An 18,429-nucleotide genomic window follows, 5' to 3' on the forward strand; every position below is an offset into this window, starting at 1 on the left:
TCCCGCCAATATGCGGACTCAGTTTGTGTAGTAGTCTGCCCACGCGATCCAGAGACACATCACAGCCGAGAAGCTGAGTATCGCCAGATACAGAATAGTGAGCCCGCCGCTAACCCACAGGTACATGGCCCCAAAGAGGACAAAGAGGAGTCCAAAGCCGCCGATCCGCGTGCTCTTGAGATTCGGATACGCCGCGAGCCACGCCACAACCCCGCCGGACTGATCGCGTGTCATCGTGCTCCCAGCAACCACCGCCGATGGCTTAAATCACCCTTTCTACCATCAGTCGGCTACTGGAGATAGCTGAGATAGTAGATCACGCCGATACCCAGGATGAACACGAGCAGTGCGACCCCACCAAGCGCGACCATCAACGTCAGCCCATCGTCGGTTTCGGCCGCAGCCTCGTCAGCACTCATTACTGGCCGTACGACCGCCAGCCGTTTAGCTGATACGTTGGTCGCCGGTCAGTGGACGGTTCGGTCGTCGCTTTCGTCGATGGCCTCGATCGGCTCACTGTTCCCGAACTTGGGGGTCGGCCCATCGCCGGGGCTGCCCACGCGACCGCATTGGCGAGCACCTGCTGGATCGACTCGTCGTGGTAGATCGGATACGTCTCATGGCCCGGCCGAAAGTAGAATATTCGCCCGTTGCCGCGTCGGTAACAACACCCCGACCGGAACACCTCTCCACCCTCAAACCACGAGGTAAAGACGAGCGTGTCGGGGGCGGGGATATCGAACCGTTCGCCGTACATCTCGGCGGCGTCGAGTTCGATGTATTCGTCGAACCCGTCGGCGATCGGATGCCCGGGCTCGACAACCCAGAGCCGCTCGGTTTCGGCGGCCTCTCGCCATTTCAGTGAGCAGGAGGTGCCCATCAGCCGGGTGAAAGGCTTCGAATAATGCCCGGAGTGCAACACGAGCAGCCCCATCCCCTCGCGGACGCGCTCACAGACTCGATCGACGATCTCATCGCGCACTTCATCATGGGCCGCATGGCCCCACCAGGTGAGTACGTCGGTCTCATCGAGGACAGACTCTGTCAGGCCGTGGTCGGGCTCGTCGAGGGTGGCGGTTTGGGTCTCGAAGCCGGCCTCGCTGAGAGCGTCGGCGATGACGGTGTGAATCCCCTCCGGGTAGACCTCAGCGACGGTGTCGTTGTGGCGTTCGTGCCGAAACTCGTTCCAGACGGTCACCTGTGTCATAGCTGCTCGGAGTCGACCATCGGTGATAGCGTTTGGGCTGCTCCCGGGTGTTGCCTAGGTAGCTAGCGTGTGCTGCAGCTCAATGGTGTAGTGCAACACACAGCGAGAAACTGTGTTAGTCCGCGCTCGGTGCCAGCGGCTCGGCGGTCTCGGCGTCGACGTCCTCCATCGAGGAGGTAATTCCTTTCGCGAGTTCGAAAACAGCTGCTTTGTGGTCGGTCTTCGATTTGTGGATCGATGTCGGCTTGATGCCAAGCGATTCGTACTCAGTAAGATCAACGTTGTCTTCCCACGCTTCACACTGCGTACGTACCTCGGCAAGCAGGCCGTGTAGGTGGATGAGCTCCTGCTTTTTCATGAGCAACAAGTCGTAACGACTGGAGGGTTATAGTAGTATCCTGAGATAGGTTACCATAGGTCGCCCACAATATCACTTGTTGATTTTGTCGCTACTACCGGTTCAAACGGCCAAAAAACACCGATCAGCACCGAATTCCACGCCGCCCACTGTCCGGCTCATCGCTTCGACTACTGTACTAATTCGCCGTGATCGAGTTCGAGCAGCTCTTTGTAGCGGTTTCGGATCGTGACCTCGGAGATGTCGGCGACCTCCCCGACCTGGCTCTGTGTGACCTTCTGGTTTGTCAGCAGCGCGGCCGCATACACCGCGGCGGCAGCGAGGCCGACCGGCGATTTCCCGCTGGTAACGGCGGCGTCCTTTGCGGCTCGCAGCAACGCCCGGGCCTCACGTTCGACCTCCTCGTTGAGGTCGAGCCGGGAGACAAACCGCGGAACGTACTGTTCGGGGTCGGCCGGCTTGACTTCGAGGCCGAGTTGCCGGACGATGTAGCGGTAGGTGCGGGTCATCTCCATCTTCTCGACCCGGGAGACCGCGGCAAACTCATCGAGGCTGCGTGGGTTGTTCAGCTGCCGGGCCGCCGCATACAGCGCGGCGGTCGCAACGCCTTCGATCGAGCGGCCCGGGAGGAGATCCTCGTCGAGTGCACGCCGATAGATCACCGAGGCGGTTTCGCGGACGGCCTTCGGGAGGCCCAACGCCGAGGCCATGCGGTCGATCTCGCCGAGGGCCTGCTTGAGGTTGCGCTCCTTGCTATCCCGGGTGCGGAACCGCTCGTTCCAGGTGCGGAGCCGCTGCATCTTCTGGCGTTGATTCGAGGACAATGACTTCCCGTAGGCGTCTTTGTCCTGCCAGCCGATGTTGGTTGACAGCCCTTTGTCGTGCATCATGTTCGTCGTCGGCGCGCCGACGCGAGATTTTGAGTCGCGTTCCGCGCTATCGAAGGCGCGCCACTCCGGGCCGCGGTCGATCTCGTCGCTCTCGACGACGAGGCCGCACTCTCGGCAGACAGTCTCGCCGTGCTCGTCATCGGTGATGAGCTGGCCGCTACACTCGGGGCAGCGGGTCGTCTCATCGGCCGACTCGGTTTCGGATTCGGTTTCGTGCTGTCGGACGGTTGGTGAGGGTCGTGGTGTGCTGTTGCTCATTGATTGGGTGAGTTTGGATGGCCGCTGCCCGGAGAAAGAACATGTAAGGGCAGGGCCGAGTCCGTATAGTATACAGGTGACCGAAGCTTATAAATATACCGGTCGAATTCAACACCGTGATAGCTACTCACGTGCTATTTTCATGGGCGACGGTCGTGATATTTGGATTGGGATCGCTGCTGTGTTGCGCTGGCTCGTTTCGCTATGCTGCTACTGCTCGCGTACGCTCACAGATGACGGGCACGGTGGGATTCGAACCCACGATCGAGCGGTTAGGAACCACTCGCCTTGTCCACTAGGCCACATGCCCCAGAAAAATCAGGTTCGCGGTCGGCAACTCGAAGCGGCTCAGTTCGTTGGTTCGCGTTCCGTTTCGAGCTCTTCGTCGTCGAGTTCCGAGACGTCCTCAACCGGATCGGCCTCTGTATCAGCGGCCTCGTTCAGTTCCTTCTCGATTTCCTCACGACCCTTTTTGAATTCGCCCATCGCTTCACCCGTCGAGCGGGCAAGCTTTGGGATCTTGTTCGCGCCGAACAGCAACACGAGCACGAGCAGGATGATGAGCATCTCTGGGCCGACCGGACCAAACAGCGGAAGCAGACCACTCATGGGTTCGGCTACTCCGGTGTCGAATATAGGCCTTTTGCTCCGTCTACCGCGCCGCCAACCGTAATCTTCAACGCAAACCGCCGTGTTGAGACGGTATGCTCACCGTTGGCGACGATGCACCCGATTTTGCGGCCCCACTGGTCGGCGCGGAGACCGAACCGTTCCGGCTGTCGAACCGCCGCGGCACCGGCCCGGTCGTCCTCGCCTTCTTCCCGGCGGCGTTTTCGACGACCTGTACCGAGGAGCTGTGTACGTTCCGCGACGAATTAAGCGCGTTTAGCGACCTCAACGCCCGCGTCTTCGGTATCAGCACCGACCTTCCATACGCGCTCAGCCGATTCCGGGCTGAACACGACCTTGGTTTTGATCTCGTCAGCGACAACGACGGGGCGATCATCGACGCCTACGATGTCGTCGACGAGTGGGAACACATCAATCTCACCACGGTCGCCCAACGAGCCGTTTTCGTCATCGACGCAGATGGAACTGTCCGCTACGCATGGCGCGCGGACAATCCCGGTGAAGAACCCGACTACGATGCCGTCGCAGAGGCTGTCGAATCGCTGGCCTGAGCCGAAGCCGCCGCGGCACGACGACCGCTCACGGCCGCTCGGCGCGGCGGATCGTCGACACCCGAGCGTTTTCCTTGAGTTTGAGTCCGGCACCGCCGACGCTGAGGGGAACCCGCCGGAGTGCCTGTGTGTGACGCGTCGGGTGGAACGCACCGCGCGTCAGGAGCTCGTCGCGCGTCTGGACAACGAGGAACACGTCTTCGGGCGGTGACAGCGTCTCGTTGTACTCGATGAGATACTGGCCAGCGTCGAGTGTCCACCACTCGTAATCGTCATCGGGATTGCGTTTGCCAGAGGCGTGGGGCTCGACGTCAGCCGATTCTAACTCGCCGCCGCCGAAATCGACACGGCCCGGTACTGTGATCTCGTATATCTCGTTGACGGTGAGATCGAGCCCTTGGCCCTCGGTCTGTGTTGGTTCATGGACGATGCCGTCGACAAAGGCGGTGAGATCCGTGGTCGGCATATGTCGCTATACAGCACCCGACAGTAAAGCAGTGGTGTGGGTTTTTCACTGCCGGGCGGCTACGCCACCTACATGCGATCATCCGATGGGATCTCGGCGTACGATCCCGACGCCGACCACCCGTTTCCTGACGCAGCACTCAATGATATCTTGCCGGTACTCACCAGCGATCCCGAGATCACAACCTATCTTGACGCCCAAAACGTCACCGCCGTCGACCGGATGGGCTACAGCGATCACGGCCCGAAACACATCGAGATCGTCCGCAACCGCGCTCTTGGGCTGTATACGCTGTTGAAACAGGCCGATGTGACGTTCAACGGCGCGAGCCAACAGGGCCTCGACGAGCGATTCGAGCCCGTGATCCTCGTCTTGGCCGCCACGCTCCACGACATCGGCCACGTTGTCCACCGCGAGGAGCACTCTTACTACTCGATTCCGCTCGCGGCCGACCTCCTTGATCGACTGCTCGGCGACCGCTACGACACCGAAACCGCGGTTCGGCTCAAAAGCGAGGTGCTGCATGCGATTCTCTGTCATCACACCGAGGAGACGCCACTGACTACCGAGGCGGGGATCATCCGGATCGCTGACGGCCTCGATATGGAACGGGGTCGCTCACGGATCCCCTACGAACACGGCGGCCGCGGAATCAACACCCTCTCCAGTCAGGCCATCGAGGATGTGCGACTCAAAGCCGGCGACGACACCCCTGTTCTGGTCGAAATCGAGATGAACAACGCTGCCGGCGTCTATCAGGTCGATAATCTCCTGAAAGCAAAGCTTGCAAACTCCCGTCTTGAAGAGCAGGTTCGCATCATCGCAGTCAACACGAAAGGCGACGACGGGCTGGTCGAGCGGATCGAACTGTAGCCGGCGAGAATTTAAATCGGAAGCGGCGGCCACAGCGGCACAGTGCTCCATGTCGCCCCCGACCGCCCCGAACCGATCGATGCTGACACGGCAGCCCACGACGAGTCGATCGCTGCTGATCTGCTGGCTCGCCTGCGTCAGGTCATCCGCGCACTTCGTGGCTCAACATTCGACCGCTGCCCCTACGATCCCGCGGTCGACGACCCGCTGGCGACGTTTACCGTTCCCGACGGCGAGCAGGAACTTGACCGCTACTGGGTGAACCGACCGTTCGCCTTCGTTGTCATCACCGAACACGACGCCGATGGCGACCGATCGTACTACGCAGTTGAGCCGGATCTCGATGCCTTTGAGGTCGACCTGCTTGATCGCGTCCGCCGTGACATCCGCGCGCCGCTGATCTACGATGTCGACGACGACGCTAAAAACGAACCACCAGCCAACGTCGCGACCGACGGCAGTGATGAGACGAGGGCCGATCACGACATCGGATCGACGGCCACCCCTACTGAGAAATCGAACGACGACAACGATATCGATGCAGCCTTCATTGAGGAGGCTGCCGACACGGATGGCGACAGTGACGATGCAGTCGCTGAGAGCGCTGTTGATCGCGTTGCTGACGGGGGCGACGACGATGCCGACCCCGCCGCCGAGCGACTGCGTACCGAACTTGCTGGGCTGATCGAGCGATATGGGATCACTGTCGACGCCCGGACATTTCACGCGTTGTGGTATTATCTGCACCGCGATTTTCGCGGCTATGGCCGACTTGATCCGTTGTTACAGGACGACCACATCGAGGATATCTCCTGTGATGGCCCCGATCATCCTGTGTTCATCTACCACGAGACCTACACCGACCTCGAAACCAACGTCGCCTTTGAGTCGGCCGCACTCGACGATTTTGTCGTCCGACTGGCCCAACAAGCCGGCCGCCATATCAGCGTTGGCGACCCACTCATCGAGGCGACGCTGCCGGACGGCTCGCGGGCGGAACTCAGCCTCGGCGAGGAGGTCACGCCACACGGGTCGGCGTTTACCATCCGGCAGTACGCCGCCGACCCGCTCACACCGATCGATCTCATTGAGCGTGGAACGTTCGACGCTGCGGGGTTGGCCTACTGCTGGCTCTGTATCGAGCACAACAAGAGTCTGCTGGTGGCTGGTGGCACCGCCGCGGGCAAAACCACCACGCTGAACGCGCTATCGATGTTCGTGCCGCCGGGCGCGAAGGTCGTCACCATCGAGGACACCCGCGAGCTCACCCTCGCCCACGACAACTGGCTGGCGGCGGTCACCCGAGAGCAACTAACCGAGGGTGCCGCCATCGATATGTACGATCTCCTGCGGTCGGCCCTCCGGCATCGCCCGGAGTACCTCTTGGTCGGCGAGGTACGCGGCGAGGAGGCCGAAACGCTGTTCCAGGCGATGAACACCGGCCACACGACGCTGTCGACGATTCACGCCGACTCCATCGAGACAGCCGTCACTCGGCTGGAAAACGAGCCGATCGGCCTCCCGCGGACGATGGTCGAGTCACTGGATCTGTGTGCCGTCCAAACCCAGCGACGACTTGGAGGCCAGCGTGTCCGGCGGGTTGACGGGATCGGCGAGATTCGCGGCATCGACGACCGGACGGGCGATCTTGATTACGCCGAACCCGTCTCGTGGCAGCCCCAAAGCGACAGTTTCAGCCGATCACACAGCGAGGTGTTGGAATCAATTCGGGCCGAACGCGGCTGGGATCCCGGCGATCTGCAAGCGGAGCTTGCCGCCCGCGAACAGTTCCTCAACACGCTGTTGGAGCGCGGGGTGACCGACTACCGCGAGTTCACCGCACACCTCCGCGCCTACGACGCCGACGCTGCTGACGCCGATCACCAGGCTGACCAGACAGCGTCCGCGATGACGACCGACAGCCAATCCGCAACCGTGGTGCCGCCGGGTGGGTTCGCTGATGATGGCTCGTCGTCGACCGGAACTGCTGCTCATGGATCGGTATCGGACGATGACACCGTCGACCAGCGCACCGATGCTGTCTCGACGATCACGGAGATTTTATCATATCGATGATGTTTCCTACCCGATTGATCGACTATCATCGCTGGCTCAGCCGTATTGCGACCATCCGATCGATCGGGGCTCGACTGCGCTGTGGCGTTGATGCAATCGCACTCGCGTGGTGTCGCCCGCTGGTTCCAGCGTCTGGCCGGCGTGAGCGCAACACACAGCTGGCTGCAATCCATGCTGCCGACCCACCTGAGCTTATCGCCGCCCGAACCGTACTGTCCGCTATCATTGCCGGCGTCGCTGCCGGAGTGCTCACACTCGTGACGATCTTCCATCTCCGAGCCGAGCCCGCAGTGGTGACACAGCTCACTGCCGAATCGGCATCGATACGCTCACGCTTTCACCGGCACCGGCGGCCGCTTTCGCGGCTGGCTGTAGCACTCTCGTCGCCGTCGCAGTCACAGCAGCGACCTACCGATTTCGGTGGGTGCTGATCGATCGGCGCGTGGCCGCCCGCGAGCGACGGATCGACCGGACGCTGCCGCGGGCTGTCGCGTGCATGTACGCACTCGCCCGAAGTGGGATGCCATTGCCGGCGGTGTTGCGGACGGTGGCTGCCCACCGGAACGTCTACGGCGAGACTGCCGTCGCCATCGGTGTGACCGTCCGTGAGATCGATCAGTTTGGGGCAGACGTGATCACCGCCCTTGAGACGACGAGCGACCGCACACCCTCGACTGAGTTCGCGGAGTTCGCCTCGGATCTCGCCGCGGCTGTCGACAGCGGGCAACCGATCGACGACTACCTCCAACAACAGCATGAGCGATACCGTGAGGCTGCCGTCGACAGCCAGCAGGGCTTTCTCGATCGGCTTTCGACCGCCGCCGAGGGCTATGTGACAGGGTTGGTCGTCGGGCCGCTGTTCGTGGTGACGACGCTGACAGTCGTTGGTTTGGTTGTCACAGACACACTCCCGGTGTTGCGCGTGGTCATCTTCGGCCTTCTTCCGATCGGGACAGGTGGCGTTCTTCTTGGGCTTGATCGGCTGCTTGCAAGCCATCGGCTCCCCGTCGCGACACACAGCGACGGGCAGCCTTCCTACCGATCTGTCGCCCCTCCTGGTGATCACGCCACGATCCAGCCGACGGCCTCCTGCCGGGACTGGAGCCCCCAGCGATCGATGCTTCGGATCGCGGATCGACTGTCGTGGTGCCGTCGCTGGCTGCGACAGCCTACCGCAATGCTCGCTGCTAACCCGTGGTTGACGCTGCTGGTGACTGTACCACTCGGGGTGGGGTGGATTTGCCTCGCCATCGAGCCATCGCGGCTCTCGATGGCGACGCTCTCACCAGCCACCCGCCCGCTTTCGATTGCACTGGTCGGCATCTGTAGCAGCTACGCGGTCGCCTACGAGGTTGGTGCCGCCCGCCGTCGCCGACTCGCGGCCGCAGTCCCGGTGTTTCTCGACCGGCTCGCCAGCGTCAACGAGGCTGGCCTTTCGGTCGTCGATGGCCTCGACCGGGTGGCCGACGGTGACCTCGGCGCGCTCTCGGCGCCGCTTGCTCGGGTTCGACGTGATGTTCGGTGGGGAGCCGACGTGACAAACGCGTTCCGGCGGCTGGCCTCCCGTGTTCGATCACCGCCAGTCACCGGTGCTGTCGCGTTGGTCACTAACGCCCTACGCGCCAGCAACCGGATCGGCCCGGTCGCCGCCATCGCCGCCGCGGAACTCCGGGCCAGCCAGCGACTCGCCGCTCGTCGCCGACGGGCGATGGCAACGTATCTTGTCGTGATCTACGTCGCCTTTCTCGTCTTTCTCGGGATCATCGCCGCTCTGTCGGCGTCGTTTTTCCCCGCAGTCGAGGCCGCTGCCACCGGGCCGATCGGCGGGCTGTCGACCACTGGCGTTCCCGGAACCGGCATGGCTCGTGTTGGCGGTGTCACGCCTGCCGTCGGTGCGTATGAGACGCTCCTCATGCAGGTCACGATGATTCAAGCGATCTGTTCCGGGCTGGTCGCTGGTCGGCTCGGTGAAGGCGCGCTGCGAGCCGGCATCAAACATGTCGCGGTGCTGTTGGCGATCTCGCAGGTCGCTTGGTGGTTCATCTGAGTTGGGTGTCTGATCCGGGTGCTGCTGGCCTGACGCGCTACAGCGTGGTGAGCAACACTCCACCCAGCAGGATGGTGATCCCGAGTACAACCTTGGTGATGGCTGTGGCTGTCTGCGGATCGGCGATGAGAAACGAATGTGTCGGATCATCCGGATCGTAGTAGACGGTTGTTTGCGTGCCTGGCTCGTAGTCGGCGATCGCTGTCTCGGCGGCGGCTTCTGTCCCGAACAGTTTGGCAAAACGGCTCTTCCCGGGATAGACGGTGCTGCCGTCGCGCCGTTCTGTCGGTGTCCGGTACTCGTAGTCGACGACAGGTACATAGTCGTGTGAGCCAGCGGATCCCCTGACCACCTGTATTTCCGACTGGTGTATCGTCCCGGTTGTCTCGACGGCTCGCCGATTGATCGCCCGCAACTGCCGGTATCGCCGCAGGCCGATCCCGGTGAGCACCACGCCGCCACCAACGGCGATGACGGCGAGGATATCAACCAGCCCGAGGCTTGCACTACTCATACCACATCTAGACCATCAGACTACTTAAAAACCGGATCGCACACTGGTGACACCGGTTGCAAGATCGGCGGAGCGGCCCCACAGCGCCAGGTGCGCTCGTGGCACACGTACACTTATATTACTGCAATCACAATGTTGAAATAGCGGCTACCATGTTCAGCACTGGCTCGCGCGGACAAGTAGGGACAGGTACACTCATCGTCTTCATCTCGGTGGTGCTCGTCGCGGGGGCAGCCGCCGGGGTCGTCACCAACACAGCGGGGTTTCTGCAGTTCCAATCCGAGGAGACGAGTGAGAGCAGTACAGCGGAAGTCAGCGACCGGCTTGAGGTCGCATACTCGATCGGCGTCGTCGACAGCGACAGCGCTGAGACTGAGCTCCAACAGCTGGAGCTCATCGTCGGGCCAGCCCCCGATGCAACAGCGATCGATCTCGACAACACGACGGTGCAGTTCCAGAGCCCTGATCGAGCGACAACCCTCGTCAGCGACGGTGCTACCGGCACCGGGCCAACGTTCCGCGTTGAACCGCTCCAAGGGGACACCGACGACAATGTCCTCAGCGATCCGGGCGACCGATCAAAGCTCATCATCCCGCTTGATGGCGATACGACAGCGTTAGAACCGCTTCGGCGAGGCGAGGAGGTCGCCGTCACGCTGACAACCCCGAGCGGTGCCACAACCCACGTCCAGCACACGGTTCCGCCGGCTGATCCCAACGACAGAGCCGTTAGACTCTGAGTGCATCTGCGCAGCCGCTCTCACACACCCGGCGTTGCCGACGGGCTCGGAACCTCTGCGCGCCGCTCAGTCGTCGCCTGCCGTGACCGTCGCCAGTCGCTCACCCAGCACCTGCCGCACCGCACCGATATCGTCGCCGATGCGGACGATCTGAAACCCGTCGTCGACGGCGTTGGCCGCAGCCGCCGGATCGTTGAGGATTCGCCCTGCAGGGACGCCGGCATCGAGACAGGCGTCCAGCGTGTCATCGATGCCCTCCGCAATCGCGTCGGGATGCTTCGCGAGCGGGTCGCCGCCGGACATCGACATCTCCATATCCGCCGGGCCGAGGAACGCGAAGCCGAGCTGCGGGACTGAGAGAATCGACTCAAGATTGTCGAGGGCGCGTTCGTTTTCGATCATCGTGCCGACGAGGACGTCCTCATCAGCGTCGCCAACGTGGCTGTCGGCGTAGCCGGCCCACCGGCTGCCGCGGCCGATGCCGACGCCGCGGTCGCCGACTTCGCCATCGTAGGAGAAGTAGGCAGCCTCGACGGCTGGCCGAAGTTCATCGGCTGTTTCGATCCGCGGGATCAACACGGTTCGAACGCCGGCGTCGACGACCTTGCGGACGATGGAGGGCTCGGGCATCGGAATCCGCACGAGCAGTTCGATGTCGACCACGTCGGCGGCCCGCGTGAGTTCTTCGAGCGCGGTGCTGTCGTACGGGCTCGGCCCGCCGTGTTCGAGATCCAGCCAGACGAAATCGAGGCCAAGATCGCCGAAGATCTCGATCATCGTCGGCGAAAAGGTCGCCGCGCTCGCCCCGAAGACGGCCTCGTCGTTCTCGACGGCGCGACGGATCGCGTTGTGTGTCATTGGATTGCCCCCTCGATCGCCTCACGGTTAACCGTTGATTCGGGAATACCACCCTCATAGACCGTTCGGACATTGGCGGCCGCGCCCTCGCTCATCCGTCGGAGGGCTTCGACGGTGACCCCACCGATATGTGGGGTCAACAGGACGCTGTCGTGTGCACACAGGGGGTGGTCAGCCCCCGGCGGTTCGCTCTGGAACGTATCGAGGCCAGCCCCGCCGATGGCGTTGCGGTCAAGCGCCTCAACCAGTGCGTCCTCGTCGATGACGCCGCCACGGGCTGTGTTGATGACGACGCCGGTTTCGCCGAGGGCGTCGAGTTGCTCGGTTGAGACCGCGTTGCGGGTGCCGTCGGTCAGCGGGACGTGGAGGCTGACAGCGTCAGAGCGCTCGAACAGTTCGGTCAGCGTTGTGACGCGGACGACGCCGTCGCGGATCGACTCGTCGTGATGTGGGTCGTAGGTGATGATATCGAGCCCGATCCCTTCGGCCAATCGGGCGGTCTCTCTGGCGATCGATCCAAAGCCCATCAGCCCGAGGGTGTCGCCGTCGAGTTCGTGGCCGCGGTAGGTGTTGCGCTCCCAGCCGCCAGCGCGGACGTGTTTGTCGGCTGTATGGAGGTTTCGCTGGACGCCGAACAGCAGCGCGATGGCGTGTTCGGCAACCGAGCGGGCGTTGACGCCGGGGGTGTTGCAGACGACGATGTCGCGGTCGCTGGCGGCGTCGATATCGACGTTATCGAGGCCGGTGCCGTGTTTGGCGATCACTTTCAGTCGGTCGGCGCGGTCAAGCACGTCAGCGTCGATGGGTGCAACACGGACGATCACCGCATCATAGCGATCGATATCAGCCATGGCGTCGTCGACGCTCTCGTACTCGTCCATCCCGGTACACTCAGCAAAATCGCTGATTGCAGCCGGGCCTGCTGGATCGATCGCCGGCGGCAACAATACGTGCCACGAGTCTGTCATAGCGGCTGTTCGACGCGAAGGTGGAAAAGTATACCCTGTTTGTGACCCCGTGTCGAGAGATTTACGGGCACGGCCCCTGAGGGTGTAGTATGGCACTTGGCCCACTGACAACGCTGATCAATCTTGTTGGGCCGTTTGTGATCCCCGTTGTGCTCTTTGGTGGTGGGCTTATCGGTTATCTCGTGTTGCGATGGCTGTTTCAGCGACTGGACAGCGACACGGTGTGAGGCTGTCACCAACGTGCATGCCTGCGGCGGGAAGATGCCACGATTTAACTGGCTTCGGAGCCCCAGAATGGTGTGTCAGAAGAATCAGGGCGGAACGACCTCCGGATGCCCGACGAAAACGAGATGTTCGCGGTCGTCACCGATATGCTCGGTGGGGGCCGCGTTCGGCTGCGCTGCAACGACGGTAAAGAGCGGATGGGCCGCATCCCCGGCCGGATGCGGTTCCGCACGTGGATCAACGAGGACGACATCGTCCTCATCGAACCGTGGGATTGGCAAGACGAGAAGGCCGACGTGGAGTGGCGCTACGACAGCCAAGACGCCGACCAACTCCGCCGCGAAGGCCACATCGACTAACACCACAGATTTTCCCGCCCGTCAGCGATCGTTGCCAGCGTCGCTGAGCACCGACTGCGGCGTCACCCTCGCTGTATAGCGACGCATTGCGTTCTTCAGCTGACCCGCGGGGTCGCTCGCGATTGTGGCTCTCTCATCGACCTTTGGGTCTGTAGTGACGATTACTAGAGGGTGAGGCTTACAGCAGGGAACGATCACGACGGGGTATGCAGTTGTACGACCCACTGTCCAGTACCATGCACGTCGGCGTGCAGCCACACCACCCGCCAGTTGACCGTCAGCGTCGCTGGTTGGTATGGACGAGTCCACTGATGTCCCCGAGTCGACATCGATCCCCCGGACGCGCTCCCGGTTCCTGTCGTCGGCGTCGACCACCAGGCCGCCGAGGCCACCATCACGACCGGTAACGACGCCTTCGAAGCAACCTTTGGTGACGCCGTCGGCACGCCAACTACCGCGTGGGTTGCCAACCACGCCGCGTCGACAGCGGCTGACACTGAGGCGGCCGTGGCTGTCCTTCGGGGTGATCGCGACACCGATACCACCCTTCGGCTCACACCGCCGGGTGACTCTGAGCCGACCTGCTACCGACTCCAGCCGATCGAGGTGTCGGCCGACCGACCGGTGTACACGCTGTTGACCCCCGCTGACTCGTCGTGTACGGTCAAGGTTGACCGGCTGGCCAGCGTCATCAGCCACGACCTCCGAAACCCGCTGGATGTCGCCGACGCCCATCTCCAGGCCGCTCGTGAGACGGGCACCCCCGAACATTTCGAGCAGTTGGCCGCGGCGCACGACCGCATGGAACGCATCATTCAGGACGTGCTCACGCTCGCCCGCGGCGAAGACGCCCTCGCCCCGGTCGCTGGCGTCGATCTCGGGGCTGTCGCCGTCGACGCATGGGCGACCGTTGATACCGAGACCGCGTCGCTGTCGGTCGTCGATGACCTGCCGACGCTTGCGGCCGACCGCGACCGCCTCCAACGACTGTTTGAAAATCTGTTTCGCAACAGTGTGGAACACGGGTCAACGACCACCCGATCGCAGTCCAGCGATGATACCAACGACGCCCTTACCGTCACAGTCGGCCGCGATGGTGACGGGTTCTTTGTCGCCGACGATGGGGTTGGGATTCCGGTCGCCGACCGCCAGCAGGTCTTTGACTCCGGCTATGTCCGCGACGATAGCGGCCGCACCACCGGGCTGGGGCTGACGATCGTCGAGGAGATCGCCGACGCCCACGAGTGGGAGATATCCCTGACCGAGAGCGACGCCGGCGGTGCGCGCTTCGAGTTCCATCCACGTGAGCCGTCAACCACATGAGCCTACACGTTGTACAGCCGACAGCCCCCGTCCGTATGAATGAGGCATTGGCGACCGCCCCGATCGGTGTGATCGAGGCGACACGCGACGGCGAGATCACCGCGATCAACGAGCGGGCAGCAACGCTAATCGAGTCCGAGCCCGACGCCGTCATCGGCGAGTCGCTGTCGGCCGGGTTTCCGACCGCCGCCACCGACCATCTCAGCGAGGCCCTCGACGACGAGCCATCGCCGACCGACTTCGAGGAGTATTACCCCCGCATCGATCGCTGGCTTGCTGTCGACGTGCAGGTCGACGATGGCCTTCGGCTGTTCGTGCGTGAGACAACCGAGACCCACGAACTCCAGCAACGCGTCGACCGTCTCGACCGGCGGCTCGATCGCGTCCAGCGAATTGACGCGCTGATCGTCCGCGTGCTCCAGCAGGTGCTTGGCGCGGCTGACCGCGAGGAGATTGCAACCTCGGTCTGTGACCGCCTTGGTGGGGCCGACCGATACGATTTCGTCTGGGTTGGCGACCGGGCGTTCCAGACAGATAGTCTTCAGGTTGTTGCCGACGCGGGAACCGCCCCGGAGCTTCGCGACCGGATCGATACTGCCCTCGGCGAACCCGACAGCCTCCCGGGGCAACGCGCTGTCGACACCGGCGAGACGCAGGTGATCGATGCCTTCGCCGACGACGCGTCGGTTCCGCGAGCGGTTCGGCAGGCGGCGTTCGCCAGCGGCTTGCAGTCCTGTCTGGCGGTGCCACTACAGTATCAAGAGACGGTCTACGGCGTCGTCTCGGTGTATGCCAGCCAGGCCGAGGGATTCAGCGAACAGGAGCGCGCCGGCCTCGAAACGCTCGGCCGCGTCGCCGGCTTTGCGATCCGGGCGATCCGACAGGAGGATCTGCTCGTCGCCGACACCGTCACCGAGGTGACGCTCTCGGTCTCCGGTGACTCGATCCCCCTCGATCAGGCCGCTGCCGCAACCGACACGACGTTCTCGCTGGTGGGGGCTGTCCCCCGCGGCGACGGCCCAGTTGTATGCTACGTTACGCCGGACGACAGCGTCGCCGAGGCTGCTCCCGACGACGATGTCACAGCTGCCGACGACGCGGCTGCCGACGACGAAACCGTCGCTGGCGATGGGACGCTCACGCCGACGACGATCGAACAGACACTCCACGACTACGAGCAGGTCGCTGATGTGTCATGGATCCGAACCGGCAACGACCCGCTGGTACAGGTCACTGTCGACGGCGAGACACCGGTGACCGCGCTCACGTCGTGGGGGGCGTCGATCCGGTCGGCAACCTACCGCGGCGGCTCGACGCGGATCGTCGCCGAGGCGCCGCCGGCCGAAAGTGTCCGACAGCTGATCGAAACCGTTGATGAGACGGTCGCCGAGACTGACCTCCGTGCCAAGGAGGCAACAACACCCAGCGCGGAGTCGGTCGCGGCGTTCCAAAACGAGCTGGCTGATCGGCTGACCGACCGCCAACAGGCTGTTCTCCGGGCGGCCTACCTTGCTGACTACTTCGAATCACCGCGAGGCAGCACCGCCGCTGAGGTTGCCGACAGCCTCGATATCGCGGGGCCGACGCTGTTGTACCATCTTCGGCGGGCCGAGCGAAAGCTGGTGGCGGCGTTTCTGGCGACCGATCCGACGACCCCTGCGGGCGACGCCGATCAGTAGCCCTCTCTGTCGATCCCGTCGAACGTCGACAGCAATGATTCAGCCTCGGGCAGTAGGTCACGAACACGTGCTTCAGCCGTTTCAAGATCGGCTTCGATCGCGGCGAGTCGCTCGTCGGCGTCGGTGGCTGTGGTGGCGTCGGCCGCGAGGACGGCCCGGGTTGACTCACGCCGGAAATACTCGCCCAGGAGTTCGTAGGCCAACACCTGACACTGTTGGTCGACAGCCGCATACAGATCGGCGCGGTCGACCGGCTTCGAGAGATAGTCGTCGAACGGCATCTCGACGATGCCGAGGTCGGGATCGATTGCGGTCACCATGATCACCCGCGTCGTCAGGTCGCGCTCGCGGAGTTCGTCGAGCACCTCATCGCCGGACAACCCCGGCATGTGGCGATCCAAGAGGACGACATCCGGTGGGCGGCCTTCAGCAACGATCGCCAACGCCTCCTCGCCGCCGTAGGCGACGGTCACGTCGGCGACATCCTGCAGGCGCAACGCGTAGGCGTCGGCAACCTGCTTTTCGTCGTCGACCATGAGCACCCGGGGTTCGTCGACGTGGAGGCCCTCACCCATTGTCTGATGGTGAGACGGCACCGTACTAATAGCCGGTGGACGGCGACGTCAGGATATCCTGCCGTTCCCGCCAGTCGAGTGACGATAGCTGAGGGATGTGCGCCGGGCGGTTGTTACTGGTAGCCGGTCTCTATAGCTGGCTGCCGACACAACAGGTAGCTATCGATGTCAACGACCCAGCACTCCCAGCGGGGCGTCGTTCAATCCGCTGCGGCCGCCACCGAGGAAACGCGACGAACAGCCGCCGAGGTTGAGCCCGATGCCGTACTTGAGCTACTGAGCGACGAGTACGCCCGTCGGGTACTCGAATCGCTGTGTGATCGGCCCGCGACAGCATCCGCGCTCGTAGAGTCGATGGCGGCCTCACGGGCGACGATCTACCGCCGGCTCAACGATCTTGAAGCTGCCGGGATCGTCGAGGCCGCTGTCGCTGTCGACCCTGATGGCCACCACCGCAAACGCTACCATCTCGTTGTTGACGACCTCCAGGTCCGGTTTGGGACTGACGGCATCGAGATCGATCGCATCGACTGATCTCGCTGTGTGATATCAACGGGACGCTTTGTCCGTCGATGTCGTCTGCTTGCTTGTTGGCATCGTTTCTGCCTGCAACGCCCGACTTTCTGTATAGCTAGAGGCTCACCTGCTGTGGCCTGAGAGATAGAAGCCCCAGTATAGATGCCCCGGGCGTTCGATGATATTCCTACAATGGTGACCTCGCCACCGACGCTGTCGCCGTCCCAGGAGTCTCCACCCGACGACCGCTCGGTCGACCCCGAGCAGTTGCTCACGCTGCTTGGCGATGAGTACACCCGTGCGATCATCGACGCTCTCGGCACCGAGTCGCTGCCAGCCCGGGAGATCGCTTCTCGCACCGATATCTCCCGGCCGACCGTCTACCGCCGCCTCGATCGCTTGGAGACCGCCGGGGTTGTCGAACCAACGATGACAGTCGATCCTGACGGCCACCACCGACAGGCCTTCGAGGTCGTGATCGATGGGCTTGAACTGAGTCTCGGCGACACAGCAGCCCAACCGGCTACCGCAACCACCGACACAGCATCGCCGGCATCGCCGATCACGCTCTCAGTGCTATCAGACTCGCCCTGACTCTTTGACTGTGTGGCCGAGAACAGAATCGATTTGTGACTCCCCACAGACCCCACGATCATGCCCTCCATGAGCGACAGTGATGCTGCCACCGAGAAATTCGATACCGTTGTCACACGCTACCGCCGGGTTGAACGCGCGGCGAGTTGGGCAACAGCCCTCTTCGTCGGCCTCGTTGCTGCCGAACTGATATTTTCTCTGCCGTTGTGGCAGGGACTTCTTGGAGCCGTGGCCGTCCTTGCCGTCTTTCGGGTGCCGTTGTTCACCACCGGCGGTACCGCGCGCCTCCGGACGACGGCGACGCCGACCGCTGTTCGAGACGCGTTCAGTGGCGCCCACCCACCGGTGCTCGTCATGCAGTGGGCGGTCGCTGAGGAGCATACCACCACTGCGGACGGTGCCACATTCGAACTCAGCTATCTCCTCAGGTTGCGGTCGATCACAATGTCGACAACGGTTGCGGAGACACCGGCTGCCGAAACCGATTTTGAACTTCGGGTAACCGCCGGCGACAAGCCGTGGGGCACCTACGGCGTCACACTGACCGACGAGGCCGACGAGACGCTCATCGAGATCGATGTCCGGAGCGATCGGCGGTTCGGTCTTCGGGGACTCCCCTCGTGGCTGGTCGCCCAGCGATATTATGACGCTGCGCTCACCGCCCAAGGATACACTGTCTGTACCCGTGATCGATCACTCTCACTTCGTCGCTGAGCACGGCA

Annotated in this window: 23 protein-coding genes, 1 tRNA gene and 1 pseudogene; 12 read left to right on the forward strand and 13 right to left on the reverse strand. The window is 63.0% G+C overall.

Annotation, left to right across the window (positions count from 1 at the left end):
- Positions 1–18: 18 nt before the first annotated feature.
- The 7 genes and pseudogenes from ACFQJB_RS03975 to ACFQJB_RS04005 form a co-directional block, all read right to left on the reverse strand.
- A complete protein-coding gene (locus ACFQJB_RS03975) occupies positions 19–234 on the reverse strand; it encodes a hypothetical protein (protein WP_379724209.1) in 216 nt (71 codons plus the stop codon).
- A gap of 56 nt (positions 235–290) precedes the next feature.
- Positions 291–419, reverse strand: coding sequence for a hypothetical protein (locus ACFQJB_RS03980; RefSeq protein ID WP_379724212.1), 129 nt, complete (start codon positions 417–419; stop codon positions 291–293).
- A 48-nt stretch (positions 420–467) separates the two neighbouring features.
- Positions 468–1,207: pseudogene (locus tag ACFQJB_RS03985) on the reverse strand (ThuA domain-containing protein).
- Positions 1,208–1,322: 115 nt separating this feature from the next.
- The gene (locus ACFQJB_RS03990; RefSeq protein ID WP_120102933.1) at positions 1,323–1,565 is read right to left on the reverse strand and encodes a UPF0058 family protein; all 243 of its coding nucleotides are present in this window, start codon (positions 1,563–1,565) and stop codon (positions 1,323–1,325) included.
- A gap of 170 nt (positions 1,566–1,735) precedes the next feature.
- Positions 1,736–2,713 carry a transcription initiation factor IIB gene (locus ACFQJB_RS03995; protein WP_120102934.1) on the reverse strand — a complete coding sequence of 326 codons (978 nt, stop codon included), beginning with the start codon at positions 2,711–2,713 and terminating at the stop codon, positions 1,736–1,738.
- A 237-nt stretch (positions 2,714–2,950) separates the two neighbouring features.
- Positions 2,951–3,023, reverse strand: a tRNA-Arg gene (locus ACFQJB_RS04000).
- Positions 3,024–3,061: 38 nt separating this feature from the next.
- Complete coding sequence (locus ACFQJB_RS04005) at positions 3,062–3,322, reverse strand: Sec-independent protein translocase subunit TatA/TatB (RefSeq protein WP_379724216.1); 261 nt, start codon at positions 3,320–3,322, stop codon at positions 3,062–3,064.
- A 95-nt stretch (positions 3,323–3,417) separates the two neighbouring features.
- On the opposite strand from ACFQJB_RS04005, the gene ACFQJB_RS04010 reads away from it, so the two are divergent.
- Positions 3,418–3,894, forward strand: a complete 477-nt coding sequence (locus ACFQJB_RS04010; protein WP_379724219.1) for a redoxin domain-containing protein — start codon at positions 3,418–3,420, stop codon at positions 3,892–3,894.
- Positions 3,895–3,922: 28 nt separating this feature from the next.
- On the opposite strand, the gene ACFQJB_RS04015 is transcribed toward ACFQJB_RS04010, so the two are convergent.
- Positions 3,923–4,360, reverse strand: coding sequence for a dCTP deaminase (locus ACFQJB_RS04015; RefSeq protein WP_379724221.1), 438 nt, complete (start codon positions 4,358–4,360; stop codon positions 3,923–3,925).
- Between the two features lie 72 nt (positions 4,361–4,432).
- Here ACFQJB_RS04015 and ACFQJB_RS04020 point away from each other — a divergent pair, with 72 nt between their 5' ends.
- The 3 genes from ACFQJB_RS04020 (at position 4,433) to ACFQJB_RS04030 (ending at position 9,356) form a co-directional block, all read left to right on the forward strand.
- Positions 4,433–5,233 carry an HD domain-containing protein gene (locus ACFQJB_RS04020; protein WP_379727952.1) on the forward strand — a complete coding sequence of 267 codons (801 nt, stop codon included), beginning with the start codon at positions 4,433–4,435 and terminating at the stop codon, positions 5,231–5,233.
- Positions 5,234–5,440: 207 nt separating this feature from the next.
- Positions 5,441–7,309, forward strand: a complete 1,869-nt coding sequence (locus ACFQJB_RS04025) for a type II/IV secretion system ATPase subunit (RefSeq protein WP_379727954.1) — start codon at positions 5,441–5,443, stop codon at positions 7,307–7,309.
- A gap of 424 nt (positions 7,310–7,733) precedes the next feature.
- A complete protein-coding gene (locus ACFQJB_RS04030; protein ID WP_379724224.1) occupies positions 7,734–9,356 on the forward strand; it encodes a type II secretion system F family protein in 1,623 nt (540 codons plus the stop codon).
- A gap of 37 nt (positions 9,357–9,393) precedes the next feature.
- Here the strand turns inward: ACFQJB_RS04030 and ACFQJB_RS04035 are convergent, their stop codons facing one another.
- Positions 9,394–9,870: a DUF3592 domain-containing protein gene (locus ACFQJB_RS04035; protein ID WP_379724227.1), complete on the reverse strand. Its 477-nt coding sequence runs from the start codon at positions 9,868–9,870 to the stop codon at positions 9,394–9,396.
- Positions 9,871–10,022: 152 nt separating this feature from the next.
- Between ACFQJB_RS04035 and ACFQJB_RS04040 the strand changes: the two genes are divergently transcribed.
- Entirely contained in the window at positions 10,023–10,610 is a 588-nt protein-coding gene (locus ACFQJB_RS04040; protein ID WP_379724229.1) for an archaellin/type IV pilin N-terminal domain-containing protein, read from the forward strand.
- A 66-nt stretch (positions 10,611–10,676) separates the two neighbouring features.
- On the opposite strand, the gene ACFQJB_RS04045 is transcribed toward ACFQJB_RS04040, so the two are convergent.
- Both ACFQJB_RS04045 and ACFQJB_RS04050 read right to left on the reverse strand, forming a co-directional pair.
- Complete coding sequence (locus tag ACFQJB_RS04045; RefSeq protein WP_379724232.1) at positions 10,677–11,468, reverse strand: HpcH/HpaI aldolase family protein; 792 nt, start codon at positions 11,466–11,468, stop codon at positions 10,677–10,679.
- Positions 11,465–12,436: a hydroxyacid dehydrogenase gene (locus ACFQJB_RS04050; RefSeq protein WP_379724235.1), complete on the reverse strand. Its 972-nt coding sequence runs from the start codon at positions 12,434–12,436 to the stop codon at positions 11,465–11,467. Before ACFQJB_RS04050 ends, ACFQJB_RS04045 begins: the two co-directional genes overlap by 4 nt.
- Before the next feature lie 89 nt (positions 12,437–12,525).
- On the opposite strand from ACFQJB_RS04050, the gene ACFQJB_RS04055 reads away from it, so the two are divergent.
- Both ACFQJB_RS04055 and eif1A read left to right on the forward strand, forming a co-directional pair.
- Complete coding sequence (locus ACFQJB_RS04055) at positions 12,526–12,663, forward strand: hypothetical protein (protein WP_165853284.1); 138 nt, start codon at positions 12,526–12,528, stop codon at positions 12,661–12,663.
- Between the two features lie 72 nt (positions 12,664–12,735).
- On the forward strand, positions 12,736–13,020 hold the full coding sequence (eif1A, locus tag ACFQJB_RS04060) for a translation initiation factor eIF-1A (RefSeq protein ID WP_120084228.1): 285 nt from the start codon (positions 12,736–12,738) through the stop codon (positions 13,018–13,020).
- A 21-nt stretch (positions 13,021–13,041) separates the two neighbouring features.
- Here eif1A and ACFQJB_RS04065 read toward each other — a convergent pair whose 3' ends face one another.
- On the reverse strand, positions 13,042–13,395 hold the full coding sequence (locus ACFQJB_RS04065; RefSeq protein WP_379724238.1) for a hypothetical protein: 354 nt from the start codon (positions 13,393–13,395) through the stop codon (positions 13,042–13,044).
- A 132-nt stretch (positions 13,396–13,527) separates the two neighbouring features.
- Between ACFQJB_RS04065 and ACFQJB_RS04070 the strand changes: the two genes are divergently transcribed.
- Together ACFQJB_RS04070 and ACFQJB_RS04075 are read left to right on the forward strand one after the other, a co-directional pair.
- Positions 13,528–14,343 (forward strand): sensor histidine kinase, encoded by an 816-nt coding sequence (locus tag ACFQJB_RS04070; protein WP_379724241.1) that lies wholly within the window; start codon positions 13,528–13,530, stop codon positions 14,341–14,343.
- A 35-nt stretch (positions 14,344–14,378) separates the two neighbouring features.
- Positions 14,379–16,022, forward strand: a complete 1,644-nt coding sequence (locus ACFQJB_RS04075; RefSeq protein WP_379724244.1) for a bacterio-opsin activator domain-containing protein — start codon at positions 14,379–14,381, stop codon at positions 16,020–16,022.
- Here ACFQJB_RS04075 and ACFQJB_RS04080 read toward each other — a convergent pair.
- On the reverse strand, positions 16,016–16,597 hold the full coding sequence (locus ACFQJB_RS04080; protein WP_379724247.1) for a response regulator transcription factor: 582 nt from the start codon (positions 16,595–16,597) through the stop codon (positions 16,016–16,018). The genes ACFQJB_RS04075 and ACFQJB_RS04080 overlap by 7 nt on opposite strands.
- Positions 16,598–16,762: 165 nt before the next feature.
- Between ACFQJB_RS04080 and ACFQJB_RS04085 the strand changes: the two genes are divergently transcribed.
- The 3 genes from ACFQJB_RS04085 (at position 16,763) to ACFQJB_RS04095 (ending at position 18,421) form a co-directional block, all read left to right on the forward strand.
- Positions 16,763–17,131: a winged helix-turn-helix domain-containing protein gene (locus ACFQJB_RS04085; protein ID WP_379724250.1), complete on the forward strand. Its 369-nt coding sequence runs from the start codon at positions 16,763–16,765 to the stop codon at positions 17,129–17,131.
- A 174-nt stretch (positions 17,132–17,305) separates the two neighbouring features.
- Positions 17,306–17,707 carry an ArsR/SmtB family transcription factor gene (locus ACFQJB_RS04090; RefSeq protein WP_379724253.1) on the forward strand — a complete coding sequence of 134 codons (402 nt, stop codon included), beginning with the start codon at positions 17,306–17,308 and terminating at the stop codon, positions 17,705–17,707.
- Positions 17,708–17,767: 60 nt separating this feature from the next.
- Positions 17,768–18,421, forward strand: coding sequence for a hypothetical protein (locus tag ACFQJB_RS04095; protein ID WP_379724255.1), 654 nt, complete (start codon positions 17,768–17,770; stop codon positions 18,419–18,421).
- The last annotated feature ends 8 nt before the right edge of the window (positions 18,422–18,429 follow it).

It is taken from the genome of Halonotius sp. GCM10025705 (assembly GCF_042662885.1).
GTDB classification, from domain to species: Archaea; Halobacteriota; Halobacteria; order Halobacteriales; family Haloferacaceae; genus Halonotius; species Halonotius aquaticus.